General features: G+C 71.0%; 21 protein-coding genes. 10 read left to right on the top strand and 11 right to left on the bottom strand.

Going from position 1 to position 26,299, the window contains the following annotated elements:
• Positions 1-46 precede the first annotated feature (46 nt).
• Positions 47-922 (top strand): LLM class F420-dependent oxidoreductase, encoded by an 876-nt coding sequence (locus tag C1I93_RS04460; protein WP_111241929.1) that lies wholly within the window; start codon positions 47-49, stop codon positions 920-922.
• Between the two features lie 17 nt (positions 923-939).
• Here C1I93_RS04460 and C1I93_RS04455 read toward each other — a convergent pair whose 3' ends face one another.
• From C1I93_RS04455 to C1I93_RS04430, 6 genes are all read right to left on the bottom strand, one after another.
• Positions 940-1,467, bottom strand: coding sequence for an AAA family ATPase (locus C1I93_RS04455; RefSeq protein ID WP_111241928.1), 528 nt, complete (start codon positions 1,465-1,467; stop codon positions 940-942).
• 79 nt (positions 1,468-1,546) lie between these two features.
• Entirely contained in the window at positions 1,547-2,440 is an 894-nt protein-coding gene (locus tag C1I93_RS04450; protein WP_111241927.1) for a hypothetical protein, read from the bottom strand.
• A gap of 112 nt (positions 2,441-2,552) precedes the next feature.
• Positions 2,553-3,176 (bottom strand): hypothetical protein, encoded by a 624-nt coding sequence (locus C1I93_RS04445; RefSeq protein ID WP_111241926.1) that lies wholly within the window; start codon positions 3,174-3,176, stop codon positions 2,553-2,555.
• Between the two features lie 23 nt (positions 3,177-3,199).
• A complete protein-coding gene (locus C1I93_RS04440; RefSeq protein ID WP_111241925.1) occupies positions 3,200-5,614 on the bottom strand; it encodes a family 43 glycosylhydrolase in 2,415 nt (804 codons plus the stop codon).
• Positions 5,615-5,707: 93 nt separating this feature from the next.
• Positions 5,708-8,155 carry a glycoside hydrolase family 43 protein gene (locus C1I93_RS04435; protein ID WP_223256662.1) on the bottom strand — a complete coding sequence of 816 codons (2,448 nt, stop codon included), beginning with the start codon at positions 8,153-8,155 and terminating at the stop codon, positions 5,708-5,710.
• 172 nt (positions 8,156-8,327) lie between these two features.
• Positions 8,328-9,122, bottom strand: coding sequence for a TetR/AcrR family transcriptional regulator (locus C1I93_RS04430; RefSeq protein ID WP_111241923.1), 795 nt, complete (start codon positions 9,120-9,122; stop codon positions 8,328-8,330).
• Positions 9,123-9,213: 91 nt separating this feature from the next.
• Here C1I93_RS04430 and C1I93_RS04425 point away from each other — a divergent pair, with 91 nt between their 5' ends.
• A complete protein-coding gene (locus C1I93_RS04425; protein ID WP_223256661.1) occupies positions 9,214-10,419 on the top strand; it encodes a DUF418 domain-containing protein in 1,206 nt (401 codons plus the stop codon).
• Here C1I93_RS04425 and C1I93_RS04420 read toward each other — a convergent pair.
• Positions 10,416-12,374, bottom strand: a complete 1,959-nt coding sequence (locus C1I93_RS04420) for a copper resistance CopC family protein (protein WP_223256660.1) — start codon at positions 12,372-12,374, stop codon at positions 10,416-10,418. The genes C1I93_RS04425 and C1I93_RS04420 overlap by 4 nt on opposite strands.
• 160 nt (positions 12,375-12,534) lie before the next feature.
• A complete protein-coding gene (locus C1I93_RS04415; RefSeq protein ID WP_111241946.1) occupies positions 12,535-13,737 on the bottom strand; it encodes an MFS transporter in 1,203 nt (400 codons plus the stop codon).
• Between the two features lie 57 nt (positions 13,738-13,794).
• Here C1I93_RS04415 and C1I93_RS04410 point away from each other — a divergent pair, with 57 nt between their 5' ends.
• The 3 genes from C1I93_RS04410 (at position 13,795) to C1I93_RS04400 (ending at position 15,914) form a co-directional block, all read left to right on the top strand.
• Entirely contained in the window at positions 13,795-14,769 is a 975-nt protein-coding gene (locus tag C1I93_RS04410; protein WP_111241921.1) for an ArsR/SmtB family transcription factor, read from the top strand.
• Between the two features lie 105 nt (positions 14,770-14,874).
• Positions 14,875-15,573, top strand: a complete 699-nt coding sequence (locus C1I93_RS04405) for a YoaK family protein (protein ID WP_111241920.1) — start codon at positions 14,875-14,877, stop codon at positions 15,571-15,573.
• Positions 15,574-15,602: 29 nt separating this feature from the next.
• Entirely contained in the window at positions 15,603-15,914 is a 312-nt protein-coding gene (locus C1I93_RS04400; RefSeq protein WP_111241919.1) for an amphi-Trp domain-containing protein, read from the top strand.
• 75 nt (positions 15,915-15,989) lie between these two features.
• Here C1I93_RS04400 and C1I93_RS04395 read toward each other — a convergent pair whose 3' ends face one another.
• Positions 15,990-16,385 carry a hypothetical protein gene (locus C1I93_RS04395; RefSeq protein ID WP_111241918.1) on the bottom strand — a complete coding sequence of 132 codons (396 nt, stop codon included), beginning with the start codon at positions 16,383-16,385 and terminating at the stop codon, positions 15,990-15,992.
• Between the two features lie 77 nt (positions 16,386-16,462).
• On the opposite strand from C1I93_RS04395, the gene C1I93_RS04390 reads away from it, so the two are divergent.
• Positions 16,463-17,809 (top strand): glycoside hydrolase family 6 protein, encoded by a 1,347-nt coding sequence (locus C1I93_RS04390; protein WP_111241917.1) that lies wholly within the window; start codon positions 16,463-16,465, stop codon positions 17,807-17,809.
• Positions 17,810-17,845: 36 nt separating this feature from the next.
• On the opposite strand, the gene C1I93_RS04385 is transcribed toward C1I93_RS04390, so the two are convergent.
• Both C1I93_RS04385 and C1I93_RS04380 read right to left on the bottom strand, forming a co-directional pair.
• A complete protein-coding gene (locus C1I93_RS04385) occupies positions 17,846-18,160 on the bottom strand; it encodes an STAS domain-containing protein (protein WP_111241916.1) in 315 nt (104 codons plus the stop codon).
• Positions 18,157-22,311, bottom strand: coding sequence for a SpoIIE family protein phosphatase (locus tag C1I93_RS04380; protein WP_111241915.1), 4,155 nt, complete (start codon positions 22,309-22,311; stop codon positions 18,157-18,159). Before C1I93_RS04380 ends, C1I93_RS04385 begins: the two co-directional genes overlap by 4 nt.
• Before the next feature lie 530 nt (positions 22,312-22,841).
• Between C1I93_RS04380 and C1I93_RS04375 the strand changes: the two genes are divergently transcribed.
• The 4 genes from C1I93_RS04375 (at position 22,842) to C1I93_RS33375 (ending at position 26,267) form a co-directional block, all read left to right on the top strand.
• Positions 22,842-24,218 carry a carbohydrate-binding domain-containing protein gene (locus C1I93_RS04375; RefSeq protein ID WP_146603425.1) on the top strand — a complete coding sequence of 459 codons (1,377 nt, stop codon included), beginning with the start codon at positions 22,842-22,844 and terminating at the stop codon, positions 24,216-24,218.
• Between the two features lie 73 nt (positions 24,219-24,291).
• The gene (locus tag C1I93_RS04370) at positions 24,292-24,879 is read left to right on the top strand and encodes a DUF4956 domain-containing protein (protein WP_111241913.1); all 588 of its coding nucleotides are present in this window, start codon (positions 24,292-24,294) and stop codon (positions 24,877-24,879) included.
• Between the two features lie 20 nt (positions 24,880-24,899).
• A complete protein-coding gene (locus C1I93_RS04365; RefSeq protein WP_223256659.1) occupies positions 24,900-25,658 on the top strand; it encodes a polyphosphate polymerase domain-containing protein in 759 nt (252 codons plus the stop codon).
• A gap of 72 nt (positions 25,659-25,730) precedes the next feature.
• Positions 25,731-26,267: a helix-turn-helix domain-containing protein gene (locus C1I93_RS33375; protein WP_111241911.1), complete on the top strand. Its 537-nt coding sequence runs from the start codon at positions 25,731-25,733 to the stop codon at positions 26,265-26,267.
• Positions 26,268-26,299 lie beyond the last annotated feature (32 nt).

Genomic DNA, 26,299 nt, shown 5'->3' with positions numbered 1-26,299 from the left:
AACCTAGAGAGTCGTATCGATTTGACTGCCACAGATCGGATGGGCGATGAAGCTGGGGCTGCACTACTGGAATTTCTCCACGCCGGCCGAGCCGGCGCAGCTGGCACCGACGCTCGCGGAGACCGCCCGCATCGCGGAGCAGGCTGGCGTCTCCGCGTTCACCGTGATGGATCACTACTTCCAGATGGAGGGCATGGCCACCGCCGAGGAGCCGATGCTGGAGGCGTACACCACGCTCGGTTTCCTGGCCGCGAAGACCGAACGGATAACCCTCGGTGTCCTGGTCACCGGGGTGATGTACCGCTACCCGGGCCTGCTCGCGAAGATCGTCACCACGCTCGACGTACTCTCCGGCGGCCGGGCCCGGCTCGGCCTCGGCGCCTCATGGTACGAGCGGGAGCAGCGTGGCCTCGGAGTGCCGGTCGTGCCGGTCCGGGAGCGCTTCGAACGGCTGGAGGAGACACTTCAGATCTGCCAGCAGATGTGGAGCGACGACAACGGTCCGTTCGAGGGCCGGCACTACCAGCTCACCGAGACGTTGAACGTGCCGGGGCCGATCAGCCGGCCGCGTCCGCCCATCATGATCGGTGGCGGTGGCGAGAAGCGGACGCTGCTGCTGGTGGCCCGCTACGCCGACTCGTGCAACCTCTTCGGCAGCCCGGCCGACGTCGCGCACAAGCTCGACGTGCTGCGGGACCACTGCGCCAGCGAGGGCCGCGACTACGCCGACATCGCCAAGACCGTGCTTGTCACCCGCCCTGCCCTGGCCGACGTCGACGCGTTCGTGGCCGAGGTGGCCGAGTACGCGGCACTCGGCGTGACCGAGGTGCAGATTATGCCGCAGGGGCACCCGGTCGAGTTCGCGAAGCAGCTCGCCGAGCGGCGGGTGGCGGAACGGCTGGCGGAGATCCCCGCCGGGTAGCCCGACCCCGCCGGGTCTCAACGGGGTAGCCCGGCCAACCAGCTTTCCAGCGCCTCGGGGGTGTCGAAGAGCAGCACCGGCGGTCCGGCCGGGTCGGCGTGCCAGGCCCGCATCCGGGCCCGTTCCCGGGCGTACCCGGTGAGATGCCAGCGCAGCACGGAGTCCCAGGAGAGCACGCTGCCCAGCGACTCGCGGTTGCCGTTGCAGATCTCCTCCCCCGTCGACAGCCGGCGCATGGTGCGCCGCCACAACCGCCGGAAGGAGAGCCCACGCGGATAGTCCAGGCCGATGACCAGGTCGGCGCGGGCCAGCGGGACGTCCCGCCAGCCGTGGTAGGAACCGTCGAGGATCCAGCGGTCCCGGCGACAGATCGCCTCGATCCGGTCTCGCTGCACCGGGACCGGCACCTCGACCCAGCCGGGCTCCCAGAGCAGGTCGTCGACCGGATACCAGGGCAGGCCGAGCCGTTGGGCAAGCGTTTCCGCGAGCGTCGACTTGCCGGAACCGTGGACCCCGTAGATCAGGATGCGGGAGGGCGCGTTCATCGCGCGGCAGCCTAGACGGTCCGTGCCAGCGCACCGCCGGGCGGCCGGTCCCCCAGGACCGGCCGCCCGGCGTACCCGGTCAGCCGTTGTTCGCGAGGTCGGCGCAGTCGGTCTCGTCGGGCAGCAGCGGCCGCAGGGTGACCGTCCACCGCTTGCCGTCCGAGACCCACGGGGTCACCGCGGTGGCGTCGGCGGCGGCGGTCAACAGCTCCTGCGCCTGGTCACCGGTGACCGTCACGCAGCCGAGCCCCAGGTCCTTGCCGACTTCGGCGCCGGGCAGGGCCGGTCCCGGCCAGGCCACCTCGGGCTGCTTCCCGGCTTCCGGGTTGGCGACCCACGGCTCGGCGACCGCCGCGACGGCGGTGGGCGCGTACGGCTGGCTGGCGGCGTGTGCGCTGGCGAGCGGGCCGCTGTCGCTTGTCAACGAATCGGCGAACTGGCGCAACTTGTCCCGGGCGGTGCGCTGGTCGGCGGTCAGTCCTTCGTTGGCGGCCGGGTTGCCGTCGCCCCCCACCGCCAGGGCGTTGACCTCCAACTCCTCCACGCCACCCGGGGCGAAGACGATGAACCGGGTCGACGGGACGTCGGCGACCGGTGGGGTGCCGAGGTCGCCGACCGTGCCCACCCCGGCGGCACGCGCCGCCTCGACCAGCTTCGCCACCTCGTCGGCACTGATCGTGCCCTGCTGGAGGTTGGGCAGTGCCGGTCCAGGGTAGGCCAGGGTGACCGGCCCCTCGCTGATCACGCGACCGTCGCCGTAGACGCTTATCGCGGGCAGGCGGGTGGCGCGCATGGCCGGGGTGACGAACCCGCCCACATAATCCATCCGGAACACCAGGGTGTCGGCGGAATAGGACATCTCAGGCGTGCCGGCATCACCGGCACCTGCGGCGTCACCCTGCTGGCCGCAAGCCGATGCCGTCAACATCAGCAGGGGCACCAGGGCCAGCCACCCGCTTCGGGAAGTTCTCATGCCGGCTTGGACGCACCCGACCCCCAGTTGGTTGCGTCCACCGACGCGGGATTGCCGGGAAGAAGCGGAATCGGTGAGGGCCGCCGCGACAGCGGCGGCCCTCACCCCGGGGTCACTCGAACAGGGACAGGGTCAACGTCGAGGCATACTCACCCGCCGCGACATCAGCCGGCGTACGCAGGAACAACTCAGCGTTGACGGTGTACTCGCCACCGGCCACCGCGCCCGAGTCGAACGTCGAGACCAGCAACTCCTGGTCCACCAGACCCACGTTGTTACCCGGCTGGGTGGGCTCGTCGACGACCGTCACCACCTCTTCACCCTCGCTGACCAGGCCGGTGTCGCCACCGTCGAGCAGCTTCGGCCGCCAACCCAGGTGACCGGCGCCGATCGGCTCCTGACCGGCGGCACCGACGAAGTCCGACGCCGAACCCAGCACCGCCCACGCCGCACCCGCCGGCACCTCGTCAGCGGTACGCGTGTCGGTCACCGTCACCGTCGGCAACGTGCCCACGAACTGGCGCACCAGCAGCGTCGACCCGTCCTCGGCCAACGCCACCGAGTCACCGGCCACCGACAGGGCCAGGACACCCGGCTCGGTGATCTCCTCGATGTCGACGGTCACCTCGACGTCGGCGTTGTCCCCCGGCTCGGCCGAGGCCGGCGCGGCGGCCGCCACCGAGCCGATCACCATCGCTCCGGCGGCCACCGACGCGAACAGCTTGCGCTTCTTCATCCCCACGCTCCGTTTGTCAGTTCTCAACCGGCGCAGTCGACGCCGGAGTGTGCGGCGGTGCGGACGCTCGTCACGTCCCGGCCACCGATCTCTCCGCTGGCGCGTACGGTCACCGTGCCGCCCTCGACCGCCGCCGTACGGGTGGCGAACTGCTGGTACGCGTTGGCGCCCGGCGCCACGTTCGGCACCGACCGCTCGCCGTGCGCCGTCTCCAGCGTCACGTCGACCGGCGCGTCGTGGGCGTTGCGGGCCTGCACGGCGACGTACGCCTTGCCGGCGACGCAGCGCGCCTGGGCGCTGACCTCGACCGGCAGTTCGGCGGCGGACCCGGCCTCGAAGGACCAGGTGTCGATCTCGAACAGGTCCGCACCCTGCGGGCCGGAGTAGGTGAAGTAGACGTCGTGTACGCCGGCCACGCCGTCGAGTGACGCGGTCAGCTCCGTCCACTGGCCGATCGGCGCGTCGACCGGGATGGTCCCGACCACCGGTCCGGTCGCCTCGTCGAGGCGGATCTCGATCTTTCCGCCGGCCACCAGCGGGCGGACCTTCGCCGTCACGCTCTGGGCACCCTCGCCGAAGTCGACCGACGAGAGCGCCGTCCAGTCGCCGTTGTCGATGTCGCGGACCACCAGGTTCGGCGCGGTGGCGCCGAACTGGGCGGACCCGCCGTCGATTTTCGCGGTCGCCACGCCCTTGCTCCAGCCGAACGTCTCCGCCTCGAACACCCGGTACGGGTCGAAGTCGCGCACCTGCGAGACGCCGGCGTAGGTGCCGACGACCTGCTGGATGGTGCCGTCGGCGTGGAACGCCAATTCCTGGATGTGCGGGCTGCGGTAGCCCTGGGTGGTGTCGCCGTTGATCCGCTTGTTCAGCGTCGGGGCGTGGTACGTGAAGTAGTACTTGCCCTCGTACTCGAAGACCGACTGGTGGTTGTTGCCGCCGGTGCCGGTGCCGAAGAACTGCGACTGGTTCGGGAAGAGCACCCCGGCGTAGGTCTCCTTCGGCCACGACATCGGGTCGTCGGAGATCATGTAGCCGATCTGGCCGCCGCCGGGGTAGCCGGGCAGCGGCGTCTGGTTGCCGCCGAAGTCGTTGCCGCCGAAGTGCGACGAGTACGACAGGTAGTACTTGCCGTCGCGGGTGAACACCTGGGCCGCCTCGAAGGCCACCGGAGCGTCCACCACCGCCGCCGTGCCCTCGGTCGACACCATGTCGTCACCGAGCTTGATCGCCCGCAGGTTCTTCGGGTTGTTGAAGCGCTCGGCCGGCGGCATGCTCGTCGACGCGGGACCGCCACCGAAGTAGAGGTACGCCTCGCCGTCGGCGTCCACCAGCGGTGCCGGGTCGAACTTCCAGGCGACCGCCTCCGCACCCGGGGTGCGTCCGTCGATGAGCGTGCTGGTGCGCTCGCTGGTCCACGGGCCGAGCGGCGAGGCACCGGTGATCACGTTGCTGGACCCGCCGCCGTTGGCGTAGTAGAGGAAGAACTTCTCCTGCCCGTTCACCACCTTCTTGGCCATGCCGGGGGCCCACGAGTTGTTGGTGAAGGGTGCCACGCCGTTCGGGCCGGCGACCGGGATCTCGCCGTGGTCCGTCCAGTTCACCATGTCCGTGGTGGAGATCAGGGTGATCTGGTTGATGTCGCCGTAGTTGATGCCCGGTGACACGCCTGTGGTCGGGTTGGGCGCGTAGCCCTGCGTGTCGTTCGTCATGTACATGTACACCCGGCCGTCGTGCACGAAGCCGAAGCCGTCGGCGCCGAACTTGTGCCCGATCAACGGGTTGTGCTCGCCGGGCCGCTTGCCGACGACCTCGATGGTCTTCGACGGCTGGGCGGGCGGCGCGGCGCCGACCACTGACACGTCGTCGAGGGTGAAGTCCATCAGGTGGGTCTCCGGAGCGGTCGACGGCGTGCTGGTCCAGGGCGTCTCGAAGAACAGCCGCGCCGTCGACACGTTCTGTCCGGACGGGATGGTGAACTGCCCGTTGAACTGCGCCCACTGTCCCCGGTTCGCGGTCACGCTGACCAGGTTGGTGTAGGTGCCGCCGCCGTAGTGCATGGTGGCGAAGAACTGCTTCGTCGCGGGGCTGGCCGGGTTGTCGTACTTGATCCGGGCGGTGAGGGCGTACGTCTGTCCGGCCTGCACCTTGCCGGAGAGATCCTGCATCGGGCCGGAGCCGGTGGTCTGCCGGTTGGTCACCCGCACCGCGCTGGCGCCGGAGTAGGCGTCCGTGGTGGGTGCGAGGGTGGCGCCGTCGGTCGCGTTGCCGTTGTTCACGAACCAGCTGGTCAGGCCGTTCTCGAAGCCGCCGTTGACGATGAGGTCGGTGTCGGCGGCCGCGGCCGGTGCCGCCGAGAGGAATCCGGCGAGCAGTACGCCGGCCGTCGCGATCGCGGCGGCCCGCCGTCGGGGTGCCCTGCGCAGGCGTGGTGTCACAGATGTCCTCCTTGGTGGTGACGGGCAGGGGAGTTCATCGGCGCCCCGGGGCCGGCGTGGGAATTCCGGCCCCGGGGCAGATCAGGTGGGCGGTCAACCGCCGCAGGTGTTGGCGGGGTAGTCGGTGGTGCGGACGGTGGTCACGTCCCGGCCGGCGACCGTTGCGCTGACCCGGACGGTCGCCGTGCCGGCCGCTGCCGCGCCGGTGCGGGTGGTGAACTGCTGGTACGCGTTGCCGCCCGGCGCGACCTGGCGCACCGACCGCGTGCCGTAGGTGCTCTCCAGCGTGATGTCCACAGGTGCGTCGTGGTCGTTGCGGGCCTGCACGGCGAGGTACGCCGTACCGGCGACACACCGCGCCTGGGCGGTGACCGTGACCGGCAGCTCGGGCGTTTCGGTGCGGAGCACCCCGAGCCGGGCGAGCTGGTAGCTGAGCGCCCGCTCCGGCGCGTCGATCTGGTTCTGGGTGCCGAACTGGCCGGCCCGTGCCGCTGTCGCGGCGGTGAGCGCGGCCCGCATCGCCGCCCAGGCGTCCGCCGGGTAGTCGGCCTCGTCGAGGGTGCCCGCGTACGCGATGGCCGCGTCGAGTTCACCGGTGTCCAGCGGGCGGCCCTGGGAGGTGAGCGTGTCGCTGAGCAGGTAGTGGTCGAAGTCGACGTGCCCGCCGGTGCTCCCGGTGGCGTAGTTGAACAGGCCGACGCGGTGCCCCATGAAGTGCGCGAGGCTGCCGTCGAGGGTCTGCGGGCCGACCCGGTTGCCCAACTGGGTCCAGGTCAGCCCGTCCAGGCTGTAGTGGAAGGTGGTCCAGAGCTGCCCGGTCGGGGAGGCGAAGTCGAGGTCCGCCTTGACGTGCACCTCGGTGGCAGCGCCGAGGTCGACAGTGGTGCCGGGCAGGAAGTTCTCCAGCGTCGCCTGGTCGAGGTTCACCGCGAACGGCTGCCCACGGTTGACCACACCGAGGGTGTTCGTGCCGCCGGAGCGTTTCACCGCGACGTAGGAGAAACCACGGTTGTAGGCGGCCAGCCCGGCGACGTCGCCGTCACGCATGCCGGAGATGTCCATCTTGGTCTCGGCCGACTGCCGGGGCCCGAACGTACGCTGCGAGAGCGTGTTGCGGGCCTCCTCGAACCAGGCCAGCTCGGCCCGGTTGGAGAGCTTGGTGTAGACGTAGTTGCCGGTCACCACCTTGCCGTTGGTCAACCGCAGCCAGCCGGCGCGATCGGTGAGCGACCAGTACCTGTTGTCCGGTGCGTGGTTCCACTCCCAGGTCATGTCCAGCCGCGACCCGTTGGGCGCGATCTCCGCCGCGATCGCCGGGTCCGAGGTGGTCCACTCCTCGTCCAGGTACGCCTTGTGCGGGGCGTCGTTGGCGAAGTCGTCGGAGGAGACGATGCTCTTCTGGCGCTCGTACCGCTCCTGCTCGGGGCTGAGCCGGATCGGCTTGTCGAACAGTCCCTCCACCGGCACCGAGCCGTTGTTGCCGAAGGTGGGCCAGCCGTCGCGCCAGGTGGCGGGGATGAGCGCCGGGATCCGCCCGATCGGGAAGGTGTCCCGGAAGAACATGCCGTGCCAGTCGGTGCCGCCACCATCGCGGGCGATCGGCACCAGGCTGCCCTGGGCGAAGCCGTTGGAGTTGAGCACCCCTCGGGCCTCGTAGGTGTTCACACCACCCGAGGTGTGCCGGCCGAGCAGTTCGGGCGAGCGGAGCATCACCACCTGCCGGCCCTGGCCGGCCGGCCAGGTGATGACAACCACGTAGTAGTGCCCGTCGATGTAGTAGAACTGGGCGCCCTCGAAGAGGCCGCCGATGAAGGGCTGGCCGGCGTAGTCGTTGGCGCTGAAGACGTTCGGGTAGTCCTGCACGACGGCGGTCAACCCGGCGTTGAGCCGCACCGCGCTGATGGTCCCGTTGCCGTAGAAGATGTACGGCGTGCCGTCATGGTCGAAGAAGAGCGACGGATCGTGCAGCCCACGACCGAGCGCCGTACGCTGCCAGGCACCGTTCTCGATGTCGTCGGTGCGGTAGATGTACGCCCCGCCGAGGTTGTTGGTGTTGAAGGCGACGTAGAACATGCCGTCGTGGTAACGCAGCGACGACGCCCACTGGCCCTGGCCGTACGAGTTCTGGCCGTTGCGCAGGGAGAACGAGTCGCCGATGCTCGCCCGGTCGAAGACGTAGTTGACGATCTCCCAGTTCACCAGGTCGTACGACTTCATGATCGGTGCACCGGGGCTCAGGTGCATGGTCGTGCTGATCATGTAGTAGATGTCCCGGCCTTCGTCGTTCTCGGCCGCCGGCACCCGTTCCACGCCGATGTCCGGCACGTCGGCGCGCAACAGCGGCACGGAGTATCGACCATCTCCCCGGTCCGTCGAGGTGTACGCCGGACGGGGTGACCATTCGTCGGCGGCGGCGTGCGCGGCGCCGCCGGTGGTCGCCACCCCGGCGCCGAGCAACGCGCAGACCGTGGCGAGCGAGATCGTACGCCGCCGGCCTGCCGGTTTGCGTGGAGTGAACAGACGTTTCAGGGCCGACGACAAGGCGGCAGCGCGGACCGGCCGGGGGCGTGAGTTGACAGCAGCAGCGAGGGGCACCTGCATAGCGGCTCCAGACGCAGGGGTCACAGGCCCTTCATGCTGTGAGCGTTAACATTGATCGTCAATAGTTTCCCCGATACTCGTCCGAAATGTCCACGAAACATCTGACCGCTGACTACCGGAGTAGTCCGTCGAGCATCCGGCCCAGACCGAACTCGAACCAGGTGTCCAGGTCTCTGTCCGGACTGGTCTGACTCGCCGCCGCCAACCACGGCCGCTGCCGGAGACGACCGGTGCGGGTGAGCCGAAGGTGAGTCGCCGACCGCCAGGCGCGGTAGTCGGTGCCGGTCGGCCGGCGGGCGATGAGCAACGCCATGCCCTGGACGTAGCCACTGAGGACGAGGTACGCGCGGTACGCCGCCACGGGATCGAGCCCGGCGTCGGTGAACACCGACACGACGCGGTCGACCATGGCGAGCACGGCGGGACCGGTCGGCGGCCGGTCACCGGCGAGGACGCCCAGCAGCCAGGGATGCCTGCGGTACATGGCCCACTCGTGGCGGGCGAGAGCGGCCAGCCGCGCCGGTGGATCCGCCGGCGGCTCCCGCCCGGCGCCGACCTCGACAGCGGGCCGGTGCGCGTCGATGACCTGCTCGGCCATGGCGCTGAGCAGCTCACTGCGACTGCGTACGTGCCGGTACAGCAGGTGGGCGGGGAGCCCGGCCCGCTCGGCGAGCAGCCGCATGGAGACGCTGCCGATGCCGAGCTGGTCGGCGAGTGCGATCGCGACGGTCACCGGGTCGCGGCCGTCGCGCGTGGGTGGCGCGGCGGGCCGTCGGGACGCGGTGGTCGGGCCGTGGTCGCGGCGTCTGCGGTACGCACGGGCCTGGCAGCGCCGCGAGCAGTAGCGCCGTGGCCGGCCCCGGCCCACCGCGACCGGCAGTTCGCCTGCGCACTCGGCACAACTCATGGCGCACCCTCCGGGGCCGTTTTTTCGTCACGCCGGATCGTGTGACGGAAACACTGTACGACCACTACCGGTCTTCACCAGGCTCGATGTCATGAACATGCACCGAACTGACGGGCAGGGCCGGGTTCGCCAGTCGTCCGACGACGCCGCCGGTGACCGGACCCGGATCGACGTGATGGACGCGCTGCGCGGGTTGGCGTTGCTGCTCATCCTGTTGGTGAACGTGTCGTTCTTCGCCTCCGGGTACGCCTTCCACCTGGTCGGCGATCCCGCCCACGGTGCATTCGACCGGCTGGTCGACGGTGTCGTGGAGCTGCTGTTCGCGATGAAGGCGTACCTGCTGTTCTCCTTCCTGTTCGGATACAGCTTCACCCTGCAACTCGATTCGGCGGCCCGACGTGGGGTGGCGTTCGGCCCGTCGTTCCTGCGCCGCGCCTGCGGGTTGTTCGTGCTCGGGGTGCTGCACGCGGTGCTGCTGTTCCACGGCGACATCCTCACCACGTACGCGCTGCTCGGTCTGGTGCTGCTCGCCGTGCGGCGGATCGCGCCGCGCACCGCCCTGGTCGCGGCGGCGACCATCGTGGGGGTGGTCGCGTTCGTGGTGGGGCTGGCCGCGGTCCTCGGTGCCACGCTGGTCCCGGACGAGGCCGCCGCGCTGGCCGCCGGTGCGCGGTCGACGGAGGCCCTGCGCGGCGGATCCGGTGTTGTCGTCCTGGAACACCTGCGCTCGTTGCCGGCGATGCTCGGCGGGCTCGCGGTGCAGGGGCCGTTGGCCTTCGCCGCGTTCCTCGTCGGTCTCGCCGCCGGGCGGCACCGGATGCTGGCGGCCGTGCACACGCAGGAAAGCCTGCTGCGCCGGTGCGAGCGGGTCGGCTACCCGGTCGGTCTGGCCGGCGCCGCCCTGTTCGCGGTGGGCGGCGGCACCGCGAACCTGACCGGACTGATGGTCAGCATCGTGACCGCGCCGCTGCTCGCGGCGGCCTACGCCGCGACCCTGCTGCGGCTGGGCACCCGACGGCCACGCGTCGCGCAGGCGTTGGCACCGGCGGGGCGGATGGCGCTGACGAACTATCTCAGCCAGTCACTCGTCTGCCTGTTCGTCTTCACCGGCGTCGGACTGGGTCTGGCCGGCCGGGTGCCGCCGGCCCAGACGCAGCTCATCGCGGTGGCCATCTTCCTGGTGCAGCTGGCGGTCAGCGCGTGGTGGATGCGGCGATTCCGGTACGGCCCGGTGGAGTGGGCGTTGCGCGCATGGACCCACCAGCAGTGGCCCCCACTGCGCCGACCGGCCCGCTAGCCCAGGTCGATTGTGTACTGCGCGGTGTGCACCTCCCCGTCGACCTGGAAGTCGAAGAAGGCACGGTACCGGCCGGCGCTCGGCGCGGTCAGCCAGAACATGACGGTTCCGTCGACGAGTTCCGGCTCCGGGTGCACGTGCACGTAGCCGAGGTCACCCTCGCGGACCACCACCAGGTGCCCGTACGCGCCCAGGTAGGGCTCCGGGGTCACCGGGCTGGACGCACCCTCGCGCCCGATCCGGAAGGTCAGCGGCGTGCTCACCCCGATCGTGGGCGCACCGGCCATCGTCACCGCGTACGGTCCCGCGCTGGCCTGCGGTCGCGGCGGCGCAAGCTCCGCCGGCGCGTACGCCCCCGGCACCTGGTGGTCGACCCCCAGCACCAGCGGCAAGGTGCTGTTGTCGGCGGTGATGACCGAGAAGTCGGCGTAGATGCGGTAGCCGCCTGGACGATCCAGTTCCAGCGGGACGGTCCAGGTGCCGTCGGCGGCCATCGTCGGATGCAGATGCTGGTATCCGTCGAGGTCACGACCGACCACGATCATGTGCAGCGGACGCTCGTGGACTGTCGCGAAGGTGGTGGCCGGTTTGCGGTCGGGACCGACGATCTGGAACCGGTAGTCGGCCCGTACCCCGGCACGTTGGGATCGCTGCGCCGGTCGCAGGGTGAATCCGGCGACGCTGGCCCAGACCCCGGTGGCCTGCGTCTGGTCCGGGCCGTCACCCGGATGCGTGTGTGCCCCGGTGCCAGCCGAGTGCTGGTGGCCGTCTGCGGCCGACAGCAGCGGCCCGCTGGTGCCGGCGGCGCTGCTCGGCAGTGGGCCGTCGCCGGCGACCGGGGCGCCGGTGCCGAGCCGCCCGAGCCCGAACCCCGCCAGCAGCGTCACCACCAGCCCACCGACGAGCAGCGCGAGCCGCGTGTTGCCCCACCGGGAGTCGGGTGCGGGGGCACCGGCGTGCACCTCGGACGACGACACCTCGGCGTCCAGCGGCGCGGCAGCCGTGGACACGGCAGTCGGCGCGGCAGCGGAGGCGGCAGCCGGCGCGGTGCGCGCGGAGATGGCGGCAGCCGAGGCGGTGCGCTTGGTTTTCGCCCCGGCGGGGCGACCGGTGCCGGCCTTCGCCGCGGCGGTCCGTCTGGCGGTGTCCGGCCGGCTCTTCTTCGCGCCGATGCCGGCGCGGACACCGGTCCGCGCGCGGGTGCTGGACCGGTGGCCGGTCCCGGTCGAGAGCCCGACCCGGCCGAGGAGCGCCGCCACGGCGGCCGGATGCCGTCGCCCGGCGACGAGCAGGATGAGCGCGAGCCCGAACAGCACCGCCCCGGCGGCCCAGATCCACCCGGGAGGGCCGGTCTCCTCGACGGTCGGCATCGGCGCGGCCACCGGAGGCGATGCCACTGCGGACGGCCCGGCCGATGCCGGCGCCGGTGCCGCGTCGTGTCCGTGCTGTTCGGTAGCTGCCACGAGCGCCGGGTCCGGCTGGCCGGTCGGCGGGCTCCAGCCCTGCGGCGCGGGGGTGACCGGGCCGGTGTACTGGAAGCTCATCGTGCCGCGTACCGGCTCGCCGTCCGAGGCCACCGACAGGTAGCTCACCGTGTATTTACCCGCCGCCGGCAGGTGCGCCAGGTTCACCACCGCCGGGAATCCGGTGGTGTACTCACGCGGCTCGAACTTGCCGTCGACCAGGAAATACTCCCGCACCGGCTGGTCCAGCGGCCGGGGTGCCCCGGTGCTCCAACCGTTGTCGACCCGGCCGCCGCCCGGTGCGATGATGGCGAAGTAGGCGTTCGGGACCACCTGCTCGGTGAAGTAGAGCTGCACGGTGGTCAGCGGCTCGCGCACCGTGGCGTCCGCCGCCGGGGTGGACATCGCCAGACCGCCATGGGCCGAGGCCGGCGAGGCGGTGCCGAGCAGGCCGACCGCCGCGACGAGGACCAGCACCAGCAGACCCGACACGGCGCGACCGGGGTGTGGAGAGCAACGGCGCATCGATAATCCTCCCGACCATGCCGCTTCCGGCAAGAGACAGCCACCTTTTGGCGCTGGTGACGAAAGTCATCGTGCTACATGACTCAACCCCGGCGCCATAGATGTGAAACCTCCTATTCGGGCATGGTCAGCTGCCCACCGCGGTCGCGGTGGGCGTCGCCACCGGCACCGGCCGGACGCAACGCAGTCCCGGGGTGAGCAGCAGGGTGGCCATCAGCGACAGCCCGGCCAGCACCGCCACCGCCACCGACGTCGGCAGCAGATCGGCCACCACCCCGGCCCCGGCCGCGCACACCGCCTGCCCGGTCAGCATCCCGTTCTGGTGCAGACCGAGCGCCTGACCACGGGCCTCGACCGGGCAGCGGGCGAGCAGCCACTCCTGCAACGGCAGCGAGGCCGCGAACCCGATCGAGGCGACCAGGGCGAGCAGCATCGCCAGCGGCAGCCCGGGATGCACCAGGAAGACGAGGTACGGCAGGGGCAGCAGCAGCCGCAGCGGCAGCACGCACCGGTCCCGGATCGCCGCCGGCAGGAACCGCCCGACCAGCACGTCCCCGGTCAGCATGCCGAGGGCACCGGCGGCGAAGAGGAAGCCGGCCCGGTCCCCGGCGTACGGCAGGAACAGCGCCTCGCAGCCGACCACCAGACCGTTGGGCAGCCACAGGTTGAGGTAGAGCGAGCGCCGGCCCGGATCCGTCCACAGTTCCCGGTTGACCCGCAGGGTGCGTCGGGTGGAGGTGCGCGCGTCAGCTCGCGCCGGCCGCTCCCGCAGGCCGTACCAGGTGATCAGGACCGCGATCGCGCGCAACCCGGTGGCCACCAGGAAGACCTGGTACGGGCTCAGCCACACCAGCAGCAGGCCGCCACCGGCAAAGCCGGCGATCTGCATGACGCCGACGCTGACGTTCATCGTCGACCGGCCCAGCACGTACCCGCCGGCGGGCAGAATGTCGTTGATCAACGCCCACCGGGCACCGCCGGTGACCGACCCGACGTACGCGACGAACAGGATGACGGCGAACCGGGCCCACAGCGGCAGCCCGGGTACGGCCTGGAGCGCGGCACCGGCGAGGGCGACGAGCCCGGCAAGGGTCAGCGCCCGGCGAGGTGGCAGGCTGTCCGCCGCCGAGAGCAGGGTCAGGCTGCCGAGCACGCCGGCCAGCGGCGCACCGAACATGCTCAACGCGGTGAGCAGCGCCGATCCCGTCGCGGCGTAGGTGAGCGATCCGAGCGCCAGCGCCGAACTGGTGTGCGCGGCGATGGCGGCACAGTTGGCCAGGAAGAGATTGCGGAATTCGGATACGGCGAACAGCTCCGAGTACGTTCTCACCACCCGATCCTCATCGTGGTCGGCGGGCCACCATAGAGTTACGGCTGGAGGCGAAACGTGACAGTCTGGCGGGTACCCGTGGATCTGCTCGCGGGCAGCCGGTTCGTCATCTCACCGATGACCGACACGGTCGCCGCGTTGAAGACACTGCACACCCCCCGGCATCCGTGGCAGCACGCCTGGCGGCGGCCGCATCTGTCCGCGTACCAACAGATGCTCGAGCGGCGCCCGGTGCTCCGCGCGTTGCTGACGGCGTCGTTCCAGCCGCGGTGGATCGCCGACTTCCTCACCCTGACCCCGCCGACCACCGCGCCGACCTTCGCCGAGGAGCTGACGGTCGTCGCCGGTCGTGGCGACGAGCAGATCCGCGCCGACCTGCGGGCGACCCGACCCGGCCCGCTCGCCGACCTGCTGCTGACCGACGGGCTGACCGAGCAGGCGACGTACCTGCTCAACTGGGTCTGGGAGCACACGGTACGACCGGAGTGGCCGGACCGGGAGAACCGGCTCCGGGCCGACATCGTGGCCCGGACCGCCCGGCTGAGCGCCGAGGGCTGGGCCGGCGCGCTCACCGACATCGCCTGCGACATGCGCTGGTTGGGCGACGGCTGTCTCCAGGTCAACGACTACCCGAGCGCACCGCTGCCGCTCGACCAGGCCGAACAACTGGTGTTCGTGCCGGCGCACTGCGCCCGGGGCTGGGTGGTGTGGGACCAGCCGAGCCGGTTCGGCATGGTCTATTCGGCCCGGGGCGTCCTCGCCGAGAGCACCCCGCCGGTCCCGGACGGGCTCGATCGGTTGATCGGGGTGAACCGGGCGGCGATCCTCATCCGGTTGGGCACCCCGCACAGCACCTCGCAGCTGGCTGCGGTGACCGGGCTGGCCCTGGGCTCGGTCGGCGACCACCTGCGGGTGCTGCGCGACGCGGGGCTGGTGGCCAGACGCCGCTCGGGCCGCGAGGTGCTGTACTGGCAGACCTCGCTCGGCGAGGCGCTCTGCGCCCCGGCGGTCGGCGGCTACCCGGGCGGCTGAGCCGCCCAGGTGTCGTGATCGGAGGATCCGGGGCCGGCGCGGGCGGCACAATCAGGCGAACGGGTGCGCGGGTCGTCCGCTGGCCGGCGATTGTCGGGAAGGTTCATGTTCACCAGGTACGAGCCGTCGTTGCTGATGCTCACGGTGGCGACCGGAGCGGTCGACGGGGTCAGCTATCTCGCCCTGGATCGGGTCTTCACCGGCAACATGACAGGCAACGTGCTCTTCATCGGCTTCGGCCTGGCCGGTGTGGCCAACCTGCCGGTGGTGAACAACCTGGTGGCGCTGCTGGCGTTCATGCTCGGCGCGGTGCTGGCCGCCCGGCTGACCCGGGGTGCGTCGGACCCGGTCCGGCTGCCCCGCGCCGGTCTCGCCGTCCTCGTCTGCGGCACCGCGCTGACGCTCCTGCTGGCCGGGCTCTGGCTCGGCACCGGCGCACCGGACGAGATCCGGATGGTGCTCATCACCGGCTTGCTGGCGCTGGTGCTGGGTGCCCAGGCCGCTGCGGTTCGGCAGATCGGCATCCGGGATCTCTCCACGGTGGTGGTGACGATGTCCATGGTGCACCTCGCCGCCGACAGCCGACTCGCGGGCGGTGCGGGTGGGGCCTGGTGGCGCCGGTTCGGGGCGATCGCGGCGATGGGACTCGGTGCCCTGGTGTCCGCGATCCTGACCCTGCGGGTCAGTGGCGCGGCGGCCCTGCTCCTGTCCGGCCTGGTGATGGCGGCCGGCACAGCCATGATCGCGGTGGTCCGACGGCGGGAGGCGCGGACCGCTGTCGATTCGGCCGACCCTACGAGTTGAGTCCGCGCGCGGGATGTCAGCATTGCGGCATGGATATCTACGAGGACGAGCGGACGGTGTCGCGGGCAGACCTGGCCGCGTGGCTGCGGCAGGTGGCGAGCCAGTTGGAGACCGGCAAGGTCTTCTACGGCGCTGCCGGCAGCATCGCCGTTGCCGACCAGGTGCACTGCGAGCTGGAGATCGAGCAGGACGGCAAGGACGAGTTCTCGATCGAGATCGAGTTCTCCTGGGTGAACCCGAAGGCGGCCGAGAGCGCGCCGGAGGCGGAGCAGGCCGACGAGGCCGAGTCGGCGGAGACCGACGCGGACGAGGAAGCGGCCACCTCCAGCGCTGCGGCGTAGCAGCACCCCGAACCGCTCGGGGCGGCCGTCGGCACGCCCCGGGCGGAACCAGCGATAGTGGCAGACCGGACCTGGTCAACGCAGCCGGCGGCGCCCGCCGAGCCAGTCCCGGGAGGCGCGGACGTTGCAGGCCCAGAGCACCCAGGCGAGCAGGGCCAGACCGACGCAGGTGATGGTGCCGAAGAGCCCGAGTGAGGCCGCGGCCAGCAGACCCGCCAGGGCGTACGCGGGATAGGGCGCCCAGGGGCGGCGGCCGACCAGGCTGAGCGCCACCAGCGCGCAGGCCACTGCCATCACGGCGAAGAAGACGGCGGCGCCGAACGAGCCGCCGGCGATCAGGCGGTGCGCTGTCGCCAGGGTGAACAGCAGCGACAGCAGCGCGAAGACGAGCACGGTGACCCGCAGCGGGGTGGGCATCGCGGGATATCTGAACATGTCGCCGTAGCCGCCGCCGGGGGCGCGCACCACCATGGGGACACGATACGCCCTTGCGCTCGCTCCAGCGATGACGGTCAATGATAGAAGTCGACCGGACACGGAGATTTCACATGCCTGTCACGAGGAGAGCCCGCCGCCTGCTCGCCGCCGCCATGGTCGCGGCCCTGGCCAGCGCGGGGACCGCCGCCACACCCGCCGGAGCCGGCGGCAGACAGCCGCACGTCGACAACCCGTACGCCGGGGTGTCCGGGTATGTCGATCCGCAGTGGCGGGCCCGGGCGGAGAGCGTGCCGGGCGGACACCGGGTGTCGAACACCCCGACCGGGATCTGGCTGAACCGGGTCAGTCAGATCGCCGGCGATCCGGGTGAGCTGGGGCTGCGCGCCCACCTGGACGCCGCGTTGGCGCAGCGGGCCGGGTACGTGCAGGTGGTGCTGAACAACCTGCCCGGCCGCGACTGCTACCGGCTCTCCCCGCACGGCGAGTTCGCGATCGGCGAGGTGAGCCGCTACCAGCGGGAGTTCATCGACCCGATCGTGGCCATCGAACGTGACCCGAGGTACCGGCGGCTGCGCATCATCAACGTGATCGAACCGCATGCGGTGCCCGCCCTGGCCACCAGCATCGGCCTCACCCCGCGCTGCGAGACCGTGGCGCGCAGCGGCGACTACGTCGACGGCATCCGCTACGCGCTGGACCAGTTCCACCCGTACGCCAACCTCTACAGCTACCTGGGTTCGGGACACCACGCCGAGCTGGGCTGGGACGAGTCCCGGTCGGCCGGGGTACGCCTGATCGCGGAGATCGTCGGCGGCAGTCGCGCCGGCGTACGCGGCGTCGACGGCGTCATCGTCAACACCGCCGGATACGGCGCGCTGGTAGAGCCGTACTTCGACGTGACCACCGCGATCAACGGGGTGTCGGTGCGGCAGAGTCGCTGGGTGGACTGGAACAACTTCGTCGACGAGCTGCCGTACGCGCAACAGGTGCGGCGCGAGCTGGTCGCGGCCGGATTCCCGGAGCGCATCGGGGTGCTTGTGGACACCTCCCGCAACGGGTGGGGCGGCCCGCGCCGGCCGACCGGGCCGGGCACCGCGGTCACGGTGGACTCCTTCGTCGACAAGTCCCGGGTCGACCGGCGCACCTCGGCGGCGAACTGGTGCAACCAGGCCGGTGCCGGCCTCGGTGAGCGCCCGGCGGTGGCACCGCGACCCGGCGTCGACGCGTACGTCTGGATGAAGCCGCCGGGCACCTCCGACGGTGCCGCCGACCCGGCGCAGGTCGGTGACCCGCGCAGCGGTTTCGACCCCAAGTGCGACCCGGACTACCGGCCGCCGACGGGGTCCGGCTGGCCACCCACTGACGCGCTGCGGGGCGCACCGCCCGTCGGTGCCTGGTTTCCCGCGCAGTTCGCCGAACTCATGGCGAACGCTCACCCGCCCCTGCCGCCGATCTGACGGCGGCGTAGCCGGCACCGCGGCGCCGGGGTGCCGTCACGGACGGTGCACGGTGGTCAGGTCGGCCAGCCCGGAGATGGTGAGCAGGGGTTCCAGCAGCGGGGTGACGACGAGCTGGATGCGCTCGGCGTGCGGGAACAGGGCGGCCAGGCCGGCGCTGTCCAGGTATTCCACCGCGGTGAGGTCGACGACGAGGTGGCCGGCGTCGACCGCCTCGAAGTCGGTGTCCACGGCGTCGGTGAGCGCGGCGGCGAAGGTGGCCGCGTTGCTCATGTCGATCTCGCCGATCACGGTCAGGACCCGCGTGCCGTCAGGACGCCGGCTGTTGGCGAGGGAGAGCGCGGTGGTCATCGAGTGATCCTTGCCTGCATGTCGACAGTGGTGCCGGCGGTACCGGCGGTGACGGTGATCGTGTCCATCAGGGCCTGCATGAGCACGAGTCCCCGGCCGCGATGGCTGTTGGCTGCCGGCTGCGGGGTGCGCCACCGGCCGGTGTCGGTGACGCTGAGGCGCAGGTCGTCAGCGGTGGCGGCGGCCCGCAGCAGGATCCGGCCACCGGAGGAGTCGTGGTTGCCGTGCTCGATGGCGTTGGCGCAGGCCTCGCCGGCAGCCACCAGCACGTTGTACGCGTTCGCCGGGGCCAGCCCGCAGCGGTCGAGCCAGTTGCGCAGCGCGCTGCGGACCGGGGCGAGATGGGTGGACTCGGCGGGGAACTCCAACTCCAGCGGCCCCGGATGGCGGTAGAGGAGCAGCGCCACGTCGTCGTCGTAGCCACCGTCTGGCGCCATCTGGTCCATCACGTCACTCGCCAGGCTCTCGATGGGTGCGGCCCGCCCGGTCTGGATGGCGGCGGCGGCGTTCGCGATGCCGACACTCAGCGGTTGGCGGCGACGCTCCACCAGACCGTCGGTGTAGAGCAGGAGGGTGGCACGTGCCGGCACGACACAGTCCGCCTCGGGCCGGTCGAGACCGGGGCGGACCGCGAGCGGGCGGGAACGCCCCTGGTCCAGCAGATGGACGGTGCCGTCGGGATGGGCGATGACCGCTGGCGGATGGCCGGCGCTGGAGTAGCGCAGCTCGCCGGTGAGCAGGTCGAGCACGCCGCAGAACACGGTGGCACACGCGGCGCCGGGCAGCAGGGCGGCGAAGCGGTCGAGCGCGGTGAGCGTCTGGGCGGGACTGGAGTCCTGGAGCAGCAGCGCGCGGCAGGCGCTGCGGAGCTGCCCCATGACGGTGGCGGCCTGGAGGCCGTGGCCCACGCAGTCGCCGACCACGATGCCGATCCGCCCGTCGGGAAGTTCGACGGTGTCGTACCAGTCGCCGCCGACCTTCAGCGGGCGGGTGGCCGGCGCGTACCGTACGGCGAACCCGGTGGGTAGCTGCGCCGGACCGAGGATGGCCCGTTGCAGCGCCAGTGCGGTCTCCCGCTGCTGATCGATCTGGTGGACCCGGTGCAGCCCCTGACTGAGGTGGCCGGCCAACAGGGCCAGCAGGGTCTGGTCCTGCTCGGTGAAGGGTCGCTTCTCCCCCAGGTCGATCCAGATCGCCATGGTGCCGTGCGGGTGCTCCACCGTGATACCCGCCCCGCCGGTGTGGCCGGCGACCGGGGTGAGCAGGGGCTTGTCCCGCAGGGCGGTGAGGTCGCGGCGCTGCTGCTCGGCGAGCGCGTCCCAGCGCAGCTCCGGGTCGGTGGCGGTGAGCACGGGAGCGTGTGCGCCGTCGAACACCGCCGCGAGCACGCCGGCGGCCCGCCAGAGCCTGCGCAGCTCTGCCAGGACGCCGTGCAGCGCGTCGGTCAGATCCTCGGCCTGCGACAGGCGCATGCTCAACGCCGCCAGGGCGCTCTCGCGCTGGACGGCGTAGTGCTCGGCGGTCACGTCCCGGAAGGTGCCGACGATCATCCGTCGCCCGGTGTCGGGGTCGTCGACCTGGTTGAAGGTGGCGGCCACCCACAACCGGTGGCCGTCCCGATGCGTCACCGGCGCGGTGTAGCTGCCGTGCGACTGCCGGAGCAGCACCTCGAACGCCTCGGTCACCTGGCGGTGTGCCTCCGGCTCGATGTCCGGGTCCGGCCACCACGGCTGGACCGGACCGTTGCGCAGGTCCTCCGGCCCGTAGCCGAGGATGTCGGTGAAGGCGGCGTTGACCTCGACGACCGAGCCGTCCTCGGCGCAGACGAAGAACGCCTCCTGCAACGAGTCGACAAGGGCGGTGCGCCAGCGGGCATGGTGGCTGCGCAGTCGTGCCAGTTCCACGTTCGCCCGTACCCGGGCCAGCAGTTCGGCCGCGGAGAAGGGCTTCACCAGGTAGTCGTCGGCGCCGGCCTCCAGGCCCTCGATGGATGCCTCCTGGCCGGCCCGGGCCGACAGCAGCAACACGGGTGTGCCCGCGGTACGCGGATCGGCGCGCAGGGCGGCGACCAGCCGCAACCCGTCCAGGCGAGGCATCATCACGTCGCTGACCACCAGGTCCGGGGTCTCGGCGCGGGCCAACTCGAGGGCTTCCTGCCCGTCGGCGACGGCGTCCACCCGGTGACCGGCGTTGCGCAGCAGGCGGATGAGGTACTCGCGCATGTCGGCGTTGTCGTCGGCGACCAGCACCCGGGCGGGGACGCCGCGGCGCAGGTGCCCGTCTTCGACCGGCTGATCGTGATCCACCGCGGTCACCGGACCGATGATCGCGGGCAGCCAGCGCAGCGCCTCCTGGACGAAGGGTTCGGCGGAGGCGGACACCACGGCCGTGCCGGTCACGGCGGGCGCCAGGGCGACGGCGGGCAGGTGCGCGGTGCCGAAGGGCAGGCGGATCGTGAACGTGGTGCCCTCGCCGGGGGCGCTGTCGGCGGTGATGGTGCCGCCGTGCAGCCCGACGAGTTCCTTGACCAGGGCCAGCCCGATCCCGCTGCCCTCGTTCGACCGCGACCGGGAGTTCTCGATCCGGTGGAACCGCTCGAACAACCGCGGCATCTCGTCCTCGGGCACCCCGACGCCGGTGTCGGCGATCCGCACCACCGCCTGCCCGTCCTCGGCACGCAGCGTCACCCGGATCGCGCCGTGGAAGGTGAACTTGAGCGCGTTGCTGAGCAGGTTGAGCACCACCTTCTCCCACATGCCCCGGTCCAGGTGGACCGGCTCGGCCAGGGGCGGGCAGTCCACCTCGAAGGTCAGGCCGGCGCGCTCGATCGCGGAGCGGAAGACGCTGGCCAGGTCGACGGTGGCGGCGGCCAGGTCGACCGGCTCGTAGCGCGCCTGCATCCGGCCGGCTTCGATCCGGGAGAAGTCCAGCAGGCTGTTGACCAGCTTGCCCAGTCGCAGCCCGTTGCGGCGGATGACCTCCAGTTCCTCCTGCACCGGCTGCTCGGCATCGTGCAGCCGCAGCCGCAACTCGTCCAACGGCCCCATGATCAAAGTCAACGGGGTGCGGAACTCGTGGCTGATGTTGGAGAAGAAGGTCGTCTTGGCCCGGTCCAGCTCGGCCAGTTCCTCCGCCCGCCGCTGCTGGGCCTGGTAGCTGCGGGCGCTGGCGATCCCCGTCGCGACATGCCCGGCCGCCAGCTCGATGAACCCGCGATAGCCGTCGTCGAGAGCCCGGTAGTGGTTCACCCCGGCGACCAGGAACCCGTACGGCACGACACCCTGTTGCCGCAGCGGCACCAGCAACGCCTCGGTGGGGGCCTTCGGCCAGTCCCCCGTCGGCAGTCCGGCGAACCGGTCACCGTCGAGCGGCACCCGCGCCGACTCGCCCTCCAGCAGCTTCGCCGTGGGCCAGAGCGCCTCGGGGTCGGCGGGCGACAGCGTCGCCGCGGCGGCGGGGTGCGCGGCGGTGAAGCCGGTGGCGGCGGCCAGCCGGGCGTGGCCGTCGTCGGAGAACAGATAGGTAAGCGTGAACGGCAGGTCCCGCCGGTTACGGTCGAGCTGCCGGGCGGCGAAGGCGAGCATCTCCTGCTCCGTACGCACCACGCTGGGGTCGGAGCCGAGATCCCGCAGCGTCGCCATCCGACGTTCACCGATCACCCGGTCGGTGTCCTCGCGGACCACACAGAGCATGCCGACAAGTCCGCCGGTGTCGTTACGCAGCGGACTGTAGGAAAAGGTGTGGTACGTCTCCTCGCGGTACCCGGCCCGCTCCAGGAACAGCAGCAACGCGTCGTCCCAGGTCGCTTGTCCGGTGTTGAGCACGGTGTCGATCCGGGGGCCGATGTCGTCCCAGATCTCCGCCCACACCTCGCTGGCCGGGCGGCCCAACGCCCACGGGTACTTGCGCCCCAGCGTGTCCCGGCGGTAGGCGGCGTTGCAGAAGAAGGTCAGCTGCGGCCCCCACGCCATCCACATGGGGAACCGGGAGGAGAGCAGGATGCGTACCGCCGTCTGGAGGCTCTGCGGCCAGTCGGCCGGCGGCCCCAGTGACGTGGCGGCCCAGTCGACCCTGGCCAGGTCACGGCCGATCTCCTCGTCGACGGCGAACACGTCGGCGTCGCCGCGCGGCTGATGTCCACCACTGCTCATCGCGTCGGCGTCTCCCTCACCCTGATCTGCCGTCCTACCAGCCTGAAAGGTACGTCGCCCACGCCGTCGCGGCATCCTGGCCACTCGGCGCGGGGCCCGAGCCGGGGGGTCGGACCGATCACGTCGGCGGACTACCTGAGCACGATAGCCGCGCAACGCAGCGGGGATCACGCCGCCCGCCGACGGCCGGTCAGCCGGGTCCCGGCAGCAGCAACCGCCCCGATCGGGATGGCTGCACGTCAATGGATATCGGTTATCGCACGGGCTCGTGACAGCACATCCCCGACAGGCGGTCAAGCGGGCGGAGCTATGCGTTTCCTATGCATTACCTGTCATTGGCCCAGGCATGCGGAGAGGGCGTCGCTTTCTCACTGAAGGGACTATGCGAACGCTCACACGTAATTTACGATCGTCGATGCCGGTGAATTCGCCGACTGTTCATCTCTCCGACAGCCAGCGTTCGGGTTCCCGACCCCGACGCCTGTCGTCGCAGACCCCGCCCCGAGAACAGGACCGCTATGAGACCAACCGTGCGTAGAAGCGCCGTCGCCGCCAGCCTCGCCGCCGCCCTGCTGGCCGGCCCGCTCGCCGTCGCGGCCGCCGCCGCACCGACCGCCACCATCACCCTGACCGGATCCAGTGCCAGCGTCTCGGGCAGCAACGTCACCGTCGCCGGCGGCGCCATCACCATCACCGCCCCAGGCTCGTACCAGATCAGCGGCACCCTGAACAACGGCTACGTGCGGGTGGACTCCACCGCCACCGGCACCGTCGAGATCATACTCAGCGGCGCCTCGATCACCAACGCCAGCTCCTCGGCGCTGTACGTCACGAACGCCAGCTCCGTCCTGCTCACCCTGGCCCCCGGCACCAGCAACACACTCACCGACGCCACCCGCTACACCAACACCGGCGAGCCGGACGCGGCGCTGTTCAGCGCGGCCGACCTGACCATCGCCGGCACCGGTGCGCTCGCCGTACGCGCCAACTACGCCGACGGCATCGTCAGCAAGGACGACCTGATCATCCGGTCCGGCACGATCACCGTGAACGCGGTGGACGACGCCATCCGCGGCAAGGACTCGCTGACCATCAACGGCGGCACGATAAACGTGAACTCGACAGGCGGCGACGGGATCAAGTCGAACGAGACCGACGCCGGCAAAGGCGTGGTCACCATCACCAACGGCACGATCACGGTCTCCGTCGCCGACGACGGCGTCAAAGGCGAGAACGCGCTGAACATCTCCGGCGGCACCATCAACGTGACCCGCTCGTACGAGGCGTTGGAGGCGCTGCAACTAACGATCAGTGGCGGCAGTCACACCGTCGTGGCAAGCGACGACGCGGTCAACGCCGCGGAAGACGGCCTGCCCGAGATGACCCCCTCCACGAAGGCGTTCATCACCGTCACCGGCGGCTCGATCGTGGCCACCGGCGGGACCGACGGCTTCGACTCCAACGGGTCGCTGAACTTCGCCGGCGGCACGGTCGTGGCGAGCAGCTCCCACAGCCGGGGTGGCGGCGAGGGCGCGATCGACGCCGACGGACCCATCAACTTCACCGGTGGCACGGTGGTGGGCGCCGGCATGACCTCCCTGGCCGTGTTCCGGACCGTGCCCAACACCGGACAGGGCTGGGTCGCCCCCCGATTCACCGCCAACTACGCCGCCAACACCATCGTGCACGTGGTCTCCGGCAGCACGGTCCTCGCCTCGTACCGCACCTCCCGCAGTGGCCGGGAGATCGTGGTCTCGTCGAACCGGATCACCAACGGCCAGCAGTACGACATCTACACCGGTGGCAGCGTGAGCGGCAGCAACATCGGCGGCCTCTACACCGGCGGCAGCATCTCCGGCGCCACCCGGGTGCTGACCGGCGTCACCGCAGGCCAGTACCGCCGCTGACCCATTACCGCACCACCGCTGCCTGGGCCGGGCAGAGCAGCCCAGGCCCAGGCAGCGATCGGAAGGAGCACACATGTCGCAGTTGGTCCTGGCCGGGATAGACCTGGCCGCCGTGGGCCTGCTCGTGTTCGCGCTGTACTTTCCCCGTCACCGGCGGCGCGACCTGGCAGTGGCCTACCTCGGTGTCAACGTCGGCGTCTTCGCCGTCGCCACATCGCTCGGCACCGGCAACGTCGGCGCCGGCCTCGGTCTGGGGCTCTTCGGCGTGCTCTCGATCATCCGGCTCCGCTCCACGGAACTGGACCAGCACGAGGTGGCGTACTACTTCTCCGCACTCGCGCTCGGCATCCTCGGTCCCATCGCCGGCACCTCGGTCTGGGTCGTCGCCGCACTGACGGCACTCGTCCTCGTGGTGATGTTCATCGGCGACCACCCCCGGCTGCTGCACCGGCACCGGCGGCACGTGATGGTGATCGACACCGCGCTGATCGACCCGGTCGCCCTCACCGCTCACCTGGAACAGCTGCTCGGGGCCCGGGTGCACGCCGCCAACGTGGAGCGGATCGACCTGGTCAACGACACCACCGTCGTCGACGTACGCTACTCACGACCGAAGGCCCGTACCGTCAGAACTCCGGTCCCGGCGGGTGTGGCGCGATGATTCCCTTCACCATTTCCGCGGTGGGCCTCAACGACCTCTCCCCCATCGGGCTCACCGAACTGATCGAGCGCGCCGCACTGCAGACCCGGTTCGACCGCAAGTACCTGCTTCCGCTGGCCGAGGTGCCCGAGCTGATCGCCGGGCTCGACCCCCGCACCCAGGTGTTGGAGATCGACGGCCGGCGGGCCTTCCGGTACGAGTCGGTCTACTTCGACACACCCGACCTGATCAGCTTCCGGCTCACCGCACACCGGCGTAGACGCAGGTTCAAAATCAGGACCCGGACGTACCTCGACTCGGGTCTGTGCTGGCTTGAGGTGAAGACCAGGGGCGTGCGTGGCGGCACGGTGAAGGACCGGCTGCCCTACCACCTCGACCACAGCAGCTCCCTCGCCCCCGGGCGCGCGTTCGTCGACAGCGCGTTGGCCGCCCTGCGCACCGCCGCCGACCTGCCGTTCACACCGACCCTCACCACCACCTACCTGCGCAACACGCTGTATTTCCCGGCGACCGCGAGTCGGGCCACCATCGACGTCGAGTTGAGCTGGCAGGACAACCGTGGCGGTCGCCTGGAACTGCCCCGGCTGGCGATCATCGAGACCAAGACCGGATCCACGGCGTCGCACCTGGACCGTCTGCTGTGGCGCTATGGCCACCGCCCCGTCTCCATCTCCAAGTACGCCACCGGACTCGCCGCGCTCGACCCCGACCTGCCCGCCGCGCGGTGGCGCCGCACCCTGCGCCGACACTTCGTGCCGGACGGCGACGCGATGACGTAGCCGCTCGCTCGTTCGTGGACGGTGCACCCCGCGACACCGGGAGCCGCAACACGGCCATGGCATCATCAGCCCATGCCGCATGTGATCGACTCGTCACGTACCGCATCCAAGGGTCGCCGACCCGAGCACCCGCACACCGAGCCGAACCGCTTCGGTCTGCTGCTGCGCCGGCACCGCACCGACTCCGGCCTGACGATCGAGGAGCTGGCCACCGCCTCGGGAGTCAGCATCCGGGCGATCAGCGACATGGAACGCGGTCGTAGCCGGGTACCGCAGCGACGTACCGTCGAGGCCCTGCTCCGGGCGCTGCACCTGCCGGCCGGCGCGGCTGCGGCCCTCCGCGACAGCGCCCGTGCCAACCGGCGGGACGGGCAGCCGGCGCCGGCGTTGGCGCCGCCGCGGACCGTCGACGACTTCACCGGCCGGCACGGTGAAGTGGCCTGGGTGGGCGACCTCGTCGCCCGCAGCGCCGAACCTGCCGACCGGCAGGGCGCACCGGTGGTCGCGGTCGTCTCCGGACCACCCGGGCTGGGCAAGACGGCGCTCATGGTGCAGGCGGCGACCCGGTACGCCGAGGCATTCCCCGACCTGTCTCTTATACACAGCTGACGCTGCCGACGATAAGGCTCGTGTAGTACGCT

This window comes from Micromonospora endophytica (assembly GCF_003236305.1).
In the GTDB taxonomy this organism is placed as follows: Bacteria; Actinomycetota; Actinomycetes; order Mycobacteriales; family Micromonosporaceae; genus Micromonospora; species Micromonospora endophytica.
This window is presented reverse-complemented; position numbering and strand designations above follow the sequence as displayed.